General features: G+C 76.8%; 6 protein-coding genes. All 6 read right to left on the reverse strand.

The annotated features are described in order from the left end of the window. Nucleotides 1-34: 34 nt before the first annotated feature. The 6 genes from ACFVWU_RS02365 to ACFVWU_RS02390 all read right to left on the reverse strand — a co-directional run bounded on the left by ACFVWU_RS02365 (nt 35) and on the right by ACFVWU_RS02390 (nt 13931). A complete protein-coding gene (locus tag ACFVWU_RS02365; RefSeq protein ID WP_387614333.1) occupies nt 35-1987 on the reverse strand; it encodes a hypothetical protein in 1953 nt (650 codons plus the stop codon). Continuing rightward, complete coding sequence (locus tag ACFVWU_RS02370) at nt 1984-5796, reverse strand: DUF5682 family protein (protein ID WP_387614335.1); 3813 nt, start codon at nt 5794-5796, stop codon at nt 1984-1986. Before ACFVWU_RS02370 ends, ACFVWU_RS02365 begins: the two co-directional genes overlap by 4 nt. A gap of 2 nt (nt 5797-5798) precedes the next feature. Next, nucleotides 5799-6959, reverse strand: a complete 1161-nt coding sequence (locus ACFVWU_RS02375) for an AAA family ATPase (RefSeq protein WP_387614338.1) — start codon at nt 6957-6959, stop codon at nt 5799-5801. Beyond that, entirely contained in the window at nt 6956-12025 is a 5070-nt protein-coding gene (locus ACFVWU_RS02380; protein ID WP_387614340.1) for a hypothetical protein, read from the reverse strand. The genes ACFVWU_RS02375 and ACFVWU_RS02380 overlap by 4 nt, the downstream gene beginning before the upstream one ends. Then, nucleotides 12022-12879: a DUF4132 domain-containing protein gene (locus ACFVWU_RS02385; RefSeq protein ID WP_387614343.1), complete on the reverse strand. Its 858-nt coding sequence runs from the start codon at nt 12877-12879 to the stop codon at nt 12022-12024. The genes ACFVWU_RS02380 and ACFVWU_RS02385 overlap by 4 nt, the downstream gene beginning before the upstream one ends. A 269-nt stretch (nt 12880-13148) precedes the next feature. Further along, entirely contained in the window at nt 13149-13931 is a 783-nt protein-coding gene (locus tag ACFVWU_RS02390; protein ID WP_387614345.1) for an ABC transporter ATP-binding protein, read from the reverse strand. Nucleotides 13932-13944 lie beyond the last annotated feature (13 nt).

Genomic DNA, 13944 nt, shown 5'->3' on the forward strand with positions numbered 1-13944 from the left:
GGCGCCGACTATCTGTCTCTGCAACTACTTCGACTTATGCCTTTCCGGTGACCGCCTCCTCAGGTGCCCAGGCCGCCGAGCAGAGCGCGGCGGCCAACGCCTCGGTGTAGGCGGCGGCCGCCAACCAGGCGGCGGCGAAGGCGTCGTGGTCGTCCTGGACGATCCGGCCGAACACATCGCGCTGCTGATTCGCCGCGGCCGCCCGGAGGCCGTCCAGGAGCTGGGCGGCGGTGGCCAGTCCGGCGGCCCGCAGCAGGCTCCGGTCGGCCGTCGCCGTGGCCGTGCTCGGGACCAGGGCGTGCCGACCGGTGGTGACCGTCTGCTCCACCCGGCGGCCCAGCACGTGCACGGGCAGACCCTCCGGGGGCGAGGCCGGTGCCGTCGTGGGGCCGGTCGCGGGGCCTGCCGGGAGGTCCGCGGTCTGGAGGCGCTCCAGGCCCAGGTTGACCCGGCCCGCGCGGTCGGCGGTGAGGGCGAGCGGGTCGGGGGCGTCCGGAGCCGTACCGATCGCGAGCAGGCGCAACTCCGGCCGGTCCGCGCGCTCCAGCCGGCCGATCACCCGCAGCCGCAGGCCGGGGGCGGTGCCGAGCAGGGCGAGGTTGGCCCGGAAGGCCAGCTCGGGGTGCTCGTGGCCCGCGCGCAGGGCGATGACCAGGCCGTTGTCCAGACCGCCGTCCAGACCGCCGGCGCCGCACCGGGCGAGCAACCGGGGTTCCCCGCCCGGCCCGTTGGGGGCAGCGCCCAGCAGGTTGACGTCCAGGAACAGCAGATCGCTCCCGGCCGGGCGGCTTTCGTACGGCAGCTCCTGCGCCGCGAGGGCCCGCGCCACCTGGGCAGCCGGCTCATCGGACCAGAGCCGGGCCGCCGGCGGCGCCGTCCAGTCCGTACCCACCGCGCGGACCGCGCGGACCGAGGCCCCGGCGCCCAGCCGCCCGGTGGCGGACCTGGTCGCACCCTGGACGGCCAGCCCGGCGCGGCTGAACTCGCGGTGGCTGAGCGCGGCATCGCCCAGCCGGACCGTCCGGTTGCCCGCCCCGACCGCCAGCGGGGCGGCGGCCACCGCGTCGCCGTGCGGCGTCACGTCGGCGACCGTGCTCAGCCGGCCGTCGGCGTCCACCGCCCAGCTGACCACGCCCGCGTGGGTGGCGGTCAGCACCGGTTCGGCGAACAGCCCGTACAGCCGCAGGCCGCCCTCCTCGGCGTAGGCCTGACGGGCGGTGCCGCGCAGTTCGGGGGTGGAGCCGGTGGTGGTGGTCAGAGCGGTGGTGAGGTCGAGCAGGTCGCGCAGGGCGGCGACCAGGTCGGCCAGCCGGTGGTCGGGAGCGCCGGAACGCGCCGCCCGGATCCGGGTCACCACGGCGACCGCCGCCGCGGCCGGACGGTACAGCGCCGCCAGCCGCGCACGGTGGGCGGCACGCAGCAGCTCGGCCTGGGAGACGGCGCCCGCCCCGCTCACCCCGGCGGCCAGGACGGCACAGGCGGCCCGGTGGAGGTGGCGGGCGGCGGCGCGGTCGGACGGGGTGAGGGGGGTGGGGGCGGGTGTTGCGGCGTCGGGCGCCTCCGGGGCTTCGGTCGCCTCGGCTGGTTCGGACGCCTTGGCCGGTTCGATTCCCTTGGCCGGTTCGATTCCCTTGGCTGGTTCGGTTCCCTCGGGCGCGTCGGGCGCCACAGGCGGTTCGGAGGCGTCGACGATCGGGCAGAGGGTGACCGCGGCGGCCCGGTGGACGCAGGCCGGGGCGAGCAGACAGCCGCAGTGGACGTCGGCCGGGTCGGCCACCACCCCACCTGGGGCGCGCAGGACGAGCAGGGACTCCTCGTCGACCTGCACCCGCCACTCCTCGCCGTTGCGGGTGACCGGCCGCTGCGCCAGCTTCGCCGCCGCCCCGTCCAGCCGCTTCTGCAGCCGGGCGCTCAGCCCGGCCACCACCTCGGCGACCACCTCGGGCCGGACACCCGGCCAGTCGTCCCCACGCGTCGTCGCGCTCATCGCACCTTCTCCCCCACCCAGCGGGCCAGTTCCAGCGGACTCAGTGCCGCCACGGGCATTCCGGCCGCGACCAGTTGGCCCGCGACCGCCTTGGAGTATCGGGCCGTCCCGGTGTCGTCCAGCGCCGCGCAGCCGACCAGGTGCACGCCGGAATCCACCAGCGCCCGGGCCTGCGCGAGCAGCCCGGTGACCGGGCCGCCCTCCTCGAAGTCGCTGACCACCGCGACCAGCGTCCGGGACGGCACCGTCACCAGCTCCCGCGCGTACCGGAGCCCGGTCGCGATGCTGGTACCGCCGCCGACCCGCACCTCCAGCAGCAGGCTCAGCGGATCCGCCACTCGCTCCGTGAGGTCGAGGACCTCGGTGGAGAAGGCGACGAAATGGGTGCTCAACGAAGGCACCCCAGCCAGGATCGCGGCCGTCAGCGCCGCCCAGACCGTGGAGGCCTCCATCGACCCCGAGACGTCCACCACCAGGATCAGCCGCCAGTCGTTGGCCTGCCGCGCCCTGGTGCGGAACACCGGGCGCTCGGGCACGATCAGGGTGCCGACGCCGTCCGGCGCGGGACGGGCGGTGGCGAGGTTGGCCCGGATGGTCCGGTCGAGGTCCAGCCCGCCGCCTGGGCGCCGGGACGGGCGCGGCACGCTGATCCCGGTCAGCGCCGGGCGCAGCCTCGTCGCCAACTCCCGGCTCAACTCGTCCACCAGGCGCCGCACCAGCGGGCGCAGCCGCGCCACCCGCGCCTCGGGCAGGCCCCCCGCGTGGTCCAGCACGGTGCGCAGCAGCTCGACGGACGGGCGGACCGCGGACGGGTCGATCGCCTCCAGGACGTCGGTCCGGCCGTGGACGACGGCGGCCGCCAGCACCTCCTCCCGTACGCCCGGGCCGAACAGTGCCTCCAGTTCCTCCGCCCACTCGCGGACCCCGGGGAACGACGGCTCGCGGCCACCTCCTCTGCCGCTCCTGCCGTCCAGGCCCGGACCGGAACCCTCACCGTGCCCGCTGCCGTACAACTCGTCCAGCGCGGCGGCGAGTCGGGCACAGCGGCCGCTGAGGCCTCCGTTTCCGGGTCGGCCGAGCAGCAGACGCCAGCGCTCGGCGGGGGCGAGGGCGTGCGCGGGGTGCGGCGGCCGTCCGGTGCGGACCGGGGCCGGCTCCGGCTCGGTGTGCCGGGGATCGGATGGCAGCAGGCCGCGATCGGCGAGCACCTGGCGGGCGGCCAGGTCCGCACGGACCCACCGTGCCAGCAGGGCGGGCTCGGTCTGCTCGGGCAGGGCGGCCAGCCGGGTGCCGAGGCGCTCCTCGACCAGGGCCAGCAGCCGGTCGCGGGCGGCCGGGCTGAGTGTGTCGAAGCCTGCGCGCAGTGCGGGCAACCGGTCCAGGAACGCGGCGTCCGGCAGCGAGCCGACCCGCTCCAGCACGGGCTCCAGCGCCTCGGGCGCGCTGTCGAACAGCCCTTCTGCGGCGGTCAGCGCCCCGGCCAGCGCCCGCCCGAGCACCTGCCGCGCCCGCGCGTCGGTCGCCCCGTCCACCCAGGACGCGGCCCGCCCGCCGAACACCTCCGCCGGCTCCTGCCCGAGCAGCACCCGCACCGCCCCGGCCGCGCCCCGCACCAACGGACGCCCCCGTTCGGCGAGTTCGGCCAGCACGAAGCCCAACCGCACCCCACCGAGCCGATCCGCCCGCCGCGCCAACTCCACCAGCGCCCGCGCGTCCGCCGCATCGTCCGACCCGCCCATCCCCTCCAACTGCCGCACCGCGGCGGCGGTCAGCACCTCCTGGGCGGCCCCGAAGAAGTCAGCTCGGGCCGCCGCCCCGGTCGGCCGGGCGGCGGGGGCGGCGGGGGCGGCCGACACCGCACCGGCCGGACGCGGGCCTGCGAACGTGCCGGCAGGCTGCAAGTCCCCAGCGCCGCCCACGGCGCCGGGCGGCAGCGTGGCGATCGACACCCCGTCAACCGCGTCCGGGCCCATGGGCGGCAGAGCTCCAGCGCCGCCCGGCGGCAGCGGGCCGCCGGCAGTCGCCCGACTTTCCGGTGGGTCGGCGGCGTCCGTCGGGGGTGCGGGAGTCGGCGCGGCACCGGGGAAGTGGCCGGCGGTGAGGCGGTCCAGGACGGTGAGGGCGTCGAGGAGGTCGGGGAGGGTGGCGGACGTGGGGAGGGTGGTGGTGAGTTGGGTGAGGCGGGTTCGGGTGAGGGTGGGGAGGGCGCAGGAGGCGGCGGCGGTGAGGCCGTCGATGATCTCGCGGGGGGTGGGGTCGTCGGTGAGGCGGGTGCGGAGGGTGCCTTCGGCGGCTTGGGCGGGGGTGACGCCGCGGGTGGCGGCGACGGTGAGCATGGCGGCGGTGGTGGGGGTCCAGTGCAGGCGCCAGCGGGTGCCGAGGGTTTCGGTGCCGCCGGGGCCGGTGGTGGGGACGGGTTCGGCGTAGGGGACGCCGCAGGCGGTGAGGCGGTGGAGGAGGATCTCGCGGCGGCGGTCGAGGGGGCTGCGCAGGGGGTCGAGGCGCAGGTCGCGCGGGCCGGGGTCGGTGGTGCCGGGGAGGCCGAGTTCGGCGAGGAGGGTCTCGACGGCGGGGGCGAGTCCGCTGCGCGGGGCGGCGGGGGTGGGACGGCCGGTGCGGGTGCCGATCAGGACGTGTTCGAGGGCGCGGGCGACGGCCCGGCCGCGGCCGAGGGGTTCGCCCTGGGCGAGGACGGTCTGGACGGCTTCGACGAGTTCGCCGCGTCCGGGGGCGGCGTGGCCGCGCAGGCGGGCGAGGTCGCCGGCGAGGCGGACGATCTCTCGGGCGTCGGCCGGGCCGGACGGGTGGTCCTGAGTGCGCAGGGCGGCGCAGATCCGGACGGCGGTGGCGGTGAGCGCCTCGGTGAGGCGCTCCGGGTCGCCGCCGGCGTCGAGGACGGTGTGCTGCCACTCCGGGTCGCGGATACCGGCCGGGTAGCCGGAGCGGGCGTCGAGCAGCGGGTAGGTGTACGGGATCAGGGACAGGACGTGCCCGGGCTCGTCCGGGCCGGGCGGCTGCTCGGGGGCGATCGGCCCGTCCAGCAGCGCCGGGGCGTGGAAGGCGCCGACGACGACGGCGATCCGGCGCCCGTCGGCCGAGGCGGCGCGGATGCGGGCGCGCATCCAGGCCTCACGCTGCAGGTCGTACGGGTCGACGCCGGGGCCGTGCTCGACGTCGTGCCGCAGCGCCCAGCCGACCAGCAGGGCGGCGCGCCGGACGGCCTCGGGGGTGGAGCCGGGGGCGGCGGTCTCGACCAGGCGGTCCCACAGGTCCTCGTCGGAGTCCCGGCCGGTGAGGCGGTGGCGCAACGCGTCGGCCACCCCGGGGGCGTCGGGCGGTCCGGAGGCGTCGGGCGGTCCGGCCGGCCGTGCGCTCCGGGCTGCGGCGCGATGGGCGAGCGGCAGGTCGCAGGCGATGGCCTCGACGCCGTTGCGCCGGGCCCAGCGCAGGGCGGCGAGCTCCGGGGAGAAGTCGGCGAAGGGGTAGAAGGCCGGGCCGGCCGACTCGTCGGAGTCGGCCGGGGCGGCCGCGAGGGCGACCGGGGCCTCGGTGGCCTCATCGGCCAGCCAGTCGAGCCAGGGCTGGAACTCGGCGGGCAGTTCGACCAGCACCGCCTCCGGGCGGGCGGCGTCGAGCAGCGCGGGGAGGACCGCGCTGAGGGAGGGCGCGTGGTGGCGCACGCCGATCAGGTAGGGCCCGGGACCGTCGGTGCCGGAGCCGGCCAGCCGCTCCGACTCGGCCCGGACGTCGGGACCGGCGTCCACCGTGCCGAGGCCGTCCGGGGCGGGCTTGCCCGCGCTGCTCGTCATCGTCAGGCCTCCAGCGCCGAGCGGAGGTCCCACAGGGTGCGCCAGGTGGCGGCGCCCTGTTCGGCGCGGCGGCGGACCGGGCCGTCCCAGTAGCCGAGCAGGCGGGCCGCGTCGGCCGGGTCGTCCTTGCGGACCACGCCGAGGAGTTGGCCGGGCAGGCGGCCGATGAGGTCGCCGCCGTCGGGCAGGTAGGCGGCGGTGACGCCGAGCGCGGTGGCGACGGAGACGGCTTCGGCGGTGCTCATCACGGTGGAGGGGCGTTCGACGTCCCAGCCCTCGGTGGAGCGGCCGGTGCGCAGGTCACGGAAGGCGGTGACCAGGGCCTCCAGGACGGCGTCGTCCACGGCGTAGCCGGCGCCGGCCCGGGCGACGGCGATGGTGGACTGGCGGCGGACCAGCTCGACCTCGGCGGCGAGGCTGCCGATCGGGCCGACCGTCTCGAAGTTGAACCGCCGTTTGAGGGCGGCGGACATCTCGCTGACGCCCTTGTCGCGCAGATTGGCCGTGGCGATCAGGGTGAAGCCCGCGGCGGCGTGCAGCTGAGCGTCCGGGCTTCCGGCCAACTCGGGGACGGCGACGCGCCGTTCGGAGAGCAGGGAGACCAGGGCGTCCTGCACCTCGGGCAGGCAGCGGGTCACCTCCTCGACCCGGGCGACCGCTCCGGTGGTCATCGCGGTGAGCACCGGGGAGGGGACGAGGGCATCGCGGCTGGGGCCCTTGGCGAGCAGCAGGGCGTAGTTCCAGCCGTACTTGAGCTGGTCCTCGGTGGTGCCGGCGGTGCCCTGGACGGTGAGCGCGCTGGTGCCGCAGACGGCGGCGGCGAGCAGTTCGGAGAGCATGGACTTGGCGGTGCCGGGCTCGCCGACGAGCAGCAGGCCGCGCTCCCCGGCGAGGGTGACGACGCAGCGTTCGACCAGGGCGCGCTCGCCGACGAACTTCGGCTCGACGACCAGGCTGCGGCGCCCGGCCTTGAGCTTCTCGCCGGCGCTGCCCATGACGAAGGTGACGACGGCGCGCGGGGTCAGGCGCCAGCCGGGCGGGCGCGGGCCGCTGTCGTGGGCGGCCAGGAACTCCAGTTCGGCGGCGTACTTCTCCTCGGGCGGGACGATCTGCCGTACGGGGGTGGTGGTGGCGTCGCCGGTGGTGGTCTCGGTGGCGGTCATCGGCGGGCCTTCCTGCGCTTGCTGGTCTGGAGCTCTTCGTAGCCGGGGGCGTCGCCGTCGAGGGTGCGCTGCCACGCCCGGGCGAACAGTTCGGGGACGGTCAGTCGTGGTAGCACCGGCCGGTGGGTGGGCAGTTCGTACAGGGCGGCCTTCCAGGTCTCGACCGGCAGGGCGGGGGCCTTGGCCTCCTGCCAGCCGCCGGGCAGGAAGAGGCTGCGGCCGGCCCGGGCGCGCTTGGCCTCCAGCACCAGTGCTCCGGCGGCGAGTTCGGCGCGGGCGCGCTTGAGCCGGGCGGGCTTCCAGCCCGTCCAGCGGGCGGTGTTGCGGTCGGTCGGGTCGGGTAGGGCGAGCAGTTGGAGGTAGAGCGCGGCGGCGTCCTCGCCGAGGCCGTGGGTGCGGGCCGCCTCGGCGACCAGCTCGGGGACGCTCAGCTGCGGGTTCTGCAGCCAGGACGGTCCGTCGGTGGCGGCCGTCACTGCGGCGGCGGAGGCGGCCAGCCGCTCCGGCTCTCCGCGCAGGACGGACTCGATCGCGGCCCGCTCGGTGCGGAACCAGTAGGTGCCGGCGAGCCCGTCGAGCAGTTCGAGCAGCGGGTCGTCCGGGCCGGTGAGGCTGGCCGGGCGCAGCCGGACCCGTTCGAACTCGGCCTGGTACGGGGTGAGGACGAGTGCCGGGCCGCAGCGGACCAGGCCGTCCGGGTCGGCGCCGCCCTCGGCGGGCAGGCCGAAGTGGGTGCGCAGGACCGCGGCGAGCGAGGTGTCCTCGCCGGTGCGGACGAGGACGGTGTCGAGCAGCAGTTCCGGATCGGCCAGGCGGCTGCGCAGCGCGGCGGCGGCCCGGGGCATCAGCGACCGCAGCGGGCTGTCGGCGGGCAGGTGGTAGGCGAGCCAGCGCAGCGCTTCGACGGCGGAGCCCAGTGCGCCGGCGGCGGGCACGGCGGATGCGTCCTCCGGCTCCAGCAGGCGGGTGGCCGGGTCGCCACCGGTGAGCCGGAAGGTGGTGGTGCGGGTCAGCCACGGGGTGTGGGCGGGGTTGAGCACCGCCTCGATGCTGGCGACGGGAACGCCCCGGACGCCGGCCTGGTCCTCCTCGGGGAGGGTGACGAGCCGTCCGAAGTGCCGGATCCAGGCCTTGGCCCCGGCGGCGAGGTCGGGGCCCTCGGTCCACAGGCGCTTGGGGTCGTCGAGGGGCAGCAGGGCGCCCCAGACGTCGGCGAGCGCGTCGCGGTCGTGGCCGCGCAGCCAGTCGCGGGCGGCGTTGACCTCGGCGGGCTTGAGGCCGTACTCGGCGGGCACGGCGGTCTTGCCCCAGTGGAGGAGGGTGGGCGGCGGGCTGAGCAGCAGGGTGGCGCGGGCGGCGCCGATACCGGTGAGTTCGGCGAAGGCGGCGGCGCGTGCAGGGTCCCAGGGGACGGTGCGGCGCAGGGCGGCGACGCGCCAGAACTTGGCGACCCAGGCGGCGCTGACCCGCTCCTCGGTGCCGCGCTCCTCGACGGTGGTGAAGTGGGCGACGGGGCCGAACGTCCCGCTCGGGTCGTGGTCGACGGCGAGCCAGCGGACCGTGCCGTCGGTGGTGTGGCTGCGGTGGCCGAGGATGACGACGGTGCGGTCGCCGTGGCGCAGCACCTCGCCCTGGCGGAAGGTCACCGGTGCCGCGGCCTTGGCGCGCTCGTCGGTCTCGGCGAGGACGATCTCGCGCAGGGTGGCGCCGCGGTCGGCGAGCGGGCCCTTGGTGAGTTCGCCGAGCAGCAGGACCAGCGTGGAGCGGTGGGCCGGTTCGGTGAGCGGCGCGGCCACGGCGTGGGCGAGGACGTCCAGCCGGCCGAGCAGGTGCAGCCAGCCGTGGCCGAGGTCGCCGCCCTGCAGGGTGACGGTGGTCGGGGTCGTCCAGCCGTCGCCGCTCGTGGCGGGCGGGGCGGCGAGGACGGCGCTGACGGTGCGCAGGTTGTTGAGCACCCACCAGCGGTCGGTCGAGCCCCAGGTGTTGCCGAAGCCGCCGAGGCCGGGCAGGACGGTGCCGACGGCCACGCGCAGCTCGTGGTCGCGGCCGTGCTCGGGCCGGTACTCGGCGGCCTTCGCCTTGCTCGGGCGCTCGGCCTCGGGCTGCGGGACGAACCGGGCGATCCGGTCGAGCAGGTCGGCGGCGGCGCGGGCGAGCCCGGCGACGCCGGCCAGCAGCAGCGGGTGGCTGATGCCGGGCAGTAGCTCGCCGACCGCCCGGACGGGCAGGCTGCGGCGAGCGCTCTTGTGCTGGGCGACCTGGCGCCGGACGCCCTGGACGGTGATCCAGAGTCGCTCGTCCTCGGGCTCCGGCTGGACGTCGACGGGCCAGGCGGCGTCGATCAGTGCGGCGGCCTGCGCGGCGTCGACGGTGCGCAGGACGCGCGAGCCGGCCTCGTCGCGGGGCCGCAGGGCGTGCCAGTGGTCGTGTGGCGGGACGAGCACGGTGCCGGCGGCCGAGAGCTCGCCGGAGCGGCAGGAGCGCAGGTCGGCGGTGCGGTCGTGGTTGTCGGCGAGATCGGGCAGGCAGAGGGAGAAGGAGTCGCCGGTCGGGTCGACGACGACCGGGCGGGCGTCGCCGGGCAGGGCGAGTCGGCCAACCGGGCCGTAGACCCGACGGTTGCCCGTCAGCGGCAGGACGATGCACTGCCCGTCGGCGGTGAAGGTGGTGACGGCCCGCCCGGGGTCGATCCGCACCCAGCTGCCGAGCACCGTGCCGTCGGTGCCGAACGGGGTCTGCTCCAGGCCGGGCAGCAACGGCAGCAGTCGGGGGCTTCCGTCGGCGAGTCGGCCGGCGGCGGCGGTGGCGGCGATCACGGGCGGTTCGGCGGCGCGGCCGAGGGTGCCGGTGAGCGGGTCGAACTCGTGCAGGACGAGGCCCTGCCCGCCCGGGCGCGGCGTCCAGTAGCCCGTGCCGTCGCTGAGGACACGGTGCTCGGCGGGCAGCCGGGTGTCGCCGGGGTGCAGCGGCCGCTCGCCGGTGGTGCGGCCGCCCCCGGGCAGCGGGAGGGACGGGGCGGCCGGCTGGTGTTCGCCGTAGCGGTAGCCGGCGATGGTCTCGCCGCCGAGTGCGACGGTCTCGTCCGGACGGCTGGACCAGTAGCCGACCTGCTTGCCGTCCTGGTGGTAGGCCACCAGGAGTTCACCGTCGACGAAGCGCAGCCGGGGCCGGTTCCAGTTCTCCAGCTTGGGCACGCGCAGGGTGTGCTCCAGCACGATGCCCTGGGGGCCGACCACCACGGCCTTGTCGAGGCGGGCGAGGATCAGGTTCGGCCAGGCGTCCTCGACGATCAGGCCGGTCAGGCCGGTGGTGCGGTAGCCGGGGGCGTCGTTCTGCCCGCCGGTCTCGGGGTCGTTGGGGTCGGCCGGGTCGGCGAGCTTGGCGAGCGCCTCCTCCAGGGCGGGCCAGCCGAGTTCGTCCAGGATGCCGGCGCCGAGGGCCCGGGCGAGCAGCCCGGCGACGTCGAGCGCGGCGATCTTCTCGGCGGCGGCCGGGGCGACCGCGCGGATGGCCGTGCGGTACTGGGTCAGCGAGCGGACCAGGTCGGCGGCGCCGGCCAGGCCGCGGGCGGCGGCGAGTTCCTCGGCGCGCTCCTCGGCCCACTCGGCGAACAGCTGGCGCATCAGCCGCAGCGCGGGCACCTGGCGCTTGACGGCCGTCTCCCACGCGGGCGGGGTGGCCTGGCGCAGCAGCGGACGGAAGCGCGGGTCGGCGGCGACGGCGGCCAGGCGGGTGCTGTCGGGGCCGCACTGCTCGACCCAGCCGCGCAGGTCGGGTTGGTCCCTGGGCGACGGGTCGGCGACGGGCACGCCTGCGGCCAGCAGCAGGTCCAGCAGGCCGGGTTGGGTGTGGCTGGCGCGGATGCCGGTGAACAGGTCGACCGGGACGGCGTCGGCGCGCAGCCGCTCGGCCATCCGACCGGCCAGGGCGATGGTGGCGGGGCAGCTGGGCCGGGCGCGCCAGCCGCGGCCCAGGTGGTGGCACCAGCGCTGGAGCCAGGCGGCGGCGGGCTCGGCGTCCTCCGCGCGCGGGCCGGTGAGCAGCTGCTCGGCGCCGGTCTCGGCGAGCACCTCCAGCCAGGCCGCGTCGTGCGGGGCGGCGTCGGAGCCGGCCGGGTCGGGCAGCAGCTCCAGCAGACGGGCCCGGACGGCGGCGTCCTTCCGGCCGAGCGCGACCAGCGGGCCGTGCCAGGACTTCCAGAAGGCGGCGGGCGCCCGGTTCACCGCCGGGGAGTCCAGCAGTTCGGCGAGCAGCTCGTGTTCGTGCTCGGCGCGGTCCAGCCCGGCGGCCCGGATCAGCGCACGGGCGTCCTCGGCGACCCCGGCGTAGGGGGCCATGCCGGCCGCGGAGCGCTCGGTGCACAGCTGGCGGAAGCGCTGCCAGGCCGTCAGCGGATCGAGCCGCTGGGCGAGCTCCTTGACGTACTGGCGCAGGGACTTGACGGTGAGCGCGCCGGCCAGGGCGAACTCCAGGAAGACGGCGCGCAGCCGCTCCTCGTCCACCGCCAGGTTGTGGGTGCGCTCGGCCTCGCGGGCCTTGCCGAACCAGGCGGCGGCGTAGCTCTGGTTGCCGTGGGCGAGGAAGATCCGACCGACCTCCTCGCAGAAGGTGGGAAGGAAGTGCGGCACGGCGCGGCCGAGCCGGGTGGCCAGTTCGTCGAAGCCGTCCTTGGCGGCGCCGGGCTTGGACCTGGCCTGGCGGGCGAGCCGCTCCAGCTCCTTGACCAGGGCGAGCGCGTGGTGTCCGTTGGCCGGGTCGTGGACCAGCGCCCAGGCGGGGAAGCCGAGCGCCTCCTGGCGGACCTGGCCGACCTCGGCGGGCTCCCCCTCGGGGACGAGGCCGAGGAACTCCAGGGCGAGGTCCTCGGCCCGGCCGAGCGCGCCGGGGACCAGTCGGACGATCCGGCGGCCCTCCAGGGCGGGGTGGGCGTAGCCGCGGGCGGTCAGCACGTCGGCGGAGCTGCCGGGGCGGCCGGCGCCGGGCAGGGTGCCGGACGGGAGCACGGCGCCGGCGTCGAGCAGGGCCTCGGGCGTGGCGGTGTCCTGGTTCGGGACGGTGGTGGTCATGCGGCTTCCTCCCCTTCGATCGTGCGGCCCGCGTACAGGGCGGCGGCCATCCGCATGCCCTCGGACCAGGCCACCGGTCCGACCTCGGCGAGCGGCAGGGCCCGGCCGTCGGGGCGCGCCCAGCTGAGCGCGCCGGTCTCGCAGGCGTCGTACTCGTAGTAGTCGCCGACCCACACCCGGGCCTCGACGGTCCGGCCGTTCTCGGTGATCGGCTGCACGGCGGAGCCGCCGCGGACCCGGCACCCGAGCCGGTTGCAGCGGCCGACCAGTTCGCGCAGTTCGCGGTAGCGGCCGCCGGCGTAGGTCGTGACCTCGGTGCCGGCCGACGGCTCTTCGGGCCGGTGCCAGACCTCGCGGTAGAGCTGCTGGACGCGCTGGGAGACGCCGAGTTCGACGGCGAACTCGCGCAGCTCGTCGAGGTCCTGGAGCAGCACGGGGTGGGGTATCAGGACCTCGCCGTCGGTGAGGCGCACGGTGTCGCCGTCCAGGTCGACCAGGCCGAGGCCGCGCTCCGGGTCCGCTCCGCGCAGGAAGCCGGCGACGGCGCCGTCGGGGCCGGTGACCACGAGGTCGCGCAGGACGGCCTGCCAGGCCTCGTCCGGCCAGACGGCGGTGATCACGGCGGCCGGCACCGGCAGCGAGCGCACCATCCACCGCTCGACGTCCTCCTGGCAGCGCCGCTCGTGCGCGGCCAGCCACTCGGCGAGCTGCTTGAGCTGGGCGACCACAGGGTCGTCACCGAGCTTCGACGGCAGGGACTTGAGCTCGCGGCCCGCCGCGTTGCGGCACACCACCTTGCCCTCCCCGTCGAGCGTGACGCGGTACCCTCCCGCGCCCGTCTCCACCCATGCCACAGCCGTGCTCCTCCCACCCGGGGACGTCGCTCTGATCACCTGCTGACCAGCGATGCGAGGAACGTAGCGAGGGCCACTGACAGCGCGACGGGCGGGGCGGGGACGGGTGGTGGGCCGCAGCGATCAAACCACTCGAACGGGTGGTCGAGACCATGGCCAGGGGAAACACCGGTAGGCGGCACCACCCCGCAGGGAGTGGCGCCGCCCGGCACGGCCGCAGTGTCGTCAGCCCAGCGGCGCAGTGTCGTCGGCCCAGGGGCGCGGCGCCGTCAGCCCGTCGGCGCCCTGGGGACGATGACCGGGGCACCGTCGCCCGGGGCGGTGAGCACATGGCTGTCGATGTCGTACAGCGCCCGCACCAGCGGCGCGTCCACCACCTCGCGCGGCGGCCCGCAGGCGACCACCGCGCCGTCCCGCAGCGCGACCAGCAGGTCGGCGTAGCGGGCCGCCGCCGCGAGGTCGTGCAGGACCATGACGACCGTCCGCCCGCCCGCCGCGACCTCGCGGACCAGTTCCAGCACCTCCACCGCGTGCCCGAGGTCCAGGGCGCTGGTCGGCTCGTCCAGCAGCACGACGGGGGCGTCCTGGGCGAGGACCATGGCGAGCCAACAGCGTTGGCGCTGGCCGCCGGAGAGCCGGTCGAGCCGGCGGTCGGCGAGGGCGTCCACCCCGGTGGCCCGCAGGGCCTCGGCGGTGAGCCGTTCGTCGTCCGGCGACCACTGGCGGAACAGGCCCTGGTGCGGGTGGCGCCCGTAGCGCACCAGCCCGGCCACGGTGACCGCCTCGGGTGCCTGCGGGCTCTGCGGCAGCAGGGCGACCCGGTGGGCGGCCCGGCGCGGGCGCAGCCTCCAGACGTCCTCGCCGCCGATCAGGACCCGACCGCCGTCGGGCCGGTGCAGCCGGGCGACGGCCCGCAGCAGGGTGGACTTGCCGCAGCCGTTCGGCCCGACCACGGCCACCACCCGCCCGGCGGGCACGGTGAGGTCGATGCCGCCGAGCACCGGGCGGCCGGGGCCGTAGCCGACGGTGAGGCCCTGGATCGTCAACTCCATCTCAACTCCCGCG

This window comes from Kitasatospora sp. NPDC058190 (genome assembly GCF_042883685.1).
GTDB lineage: Bacteria > Actinomycetota > Actinomycetes > Streptomycetales > Streptomycetaceae > Kitasatospora.

Coding starts and splice junctions, on each gene's coding strand:
- ACFVWU_RS02365 (WP_387614333.1), bottom strand. CDS start 1,987: ATGAGCGCGACGACGCGTGGGGACGACTGGCCGGGTGTCCGGCCCGAG.
- ACFVWU_RS02370 (WP_387614335.1), bottom strand. CDS start 5,796: ATGACGAGCAGCGCGGGCAAGCCCGCCCCGGACGGCCTCGGCACGGTG.
- ACFVWU_RS02375 (WP_387614338.1), bottom strand. CDS start 6,959: ATGACCGCCACCGAGACCACCACCGGCGACGCCACCACCACCCCCGTA.
- ACFVWU_RS02380 (WP_387614340.1), bottom strand. CDS start 12,025: ATGACCACCACCGTCCCGAACCAGGACACCGCCACGCCCGAGGCCCTG.
- ACFVWU_RS02390 (WP_387614345.1), bottom strand. CDS start 13,931: ATGGAGTTGACGATCCAGGGCCTCACCGTCGGCTACGGCCCCGGCCGC.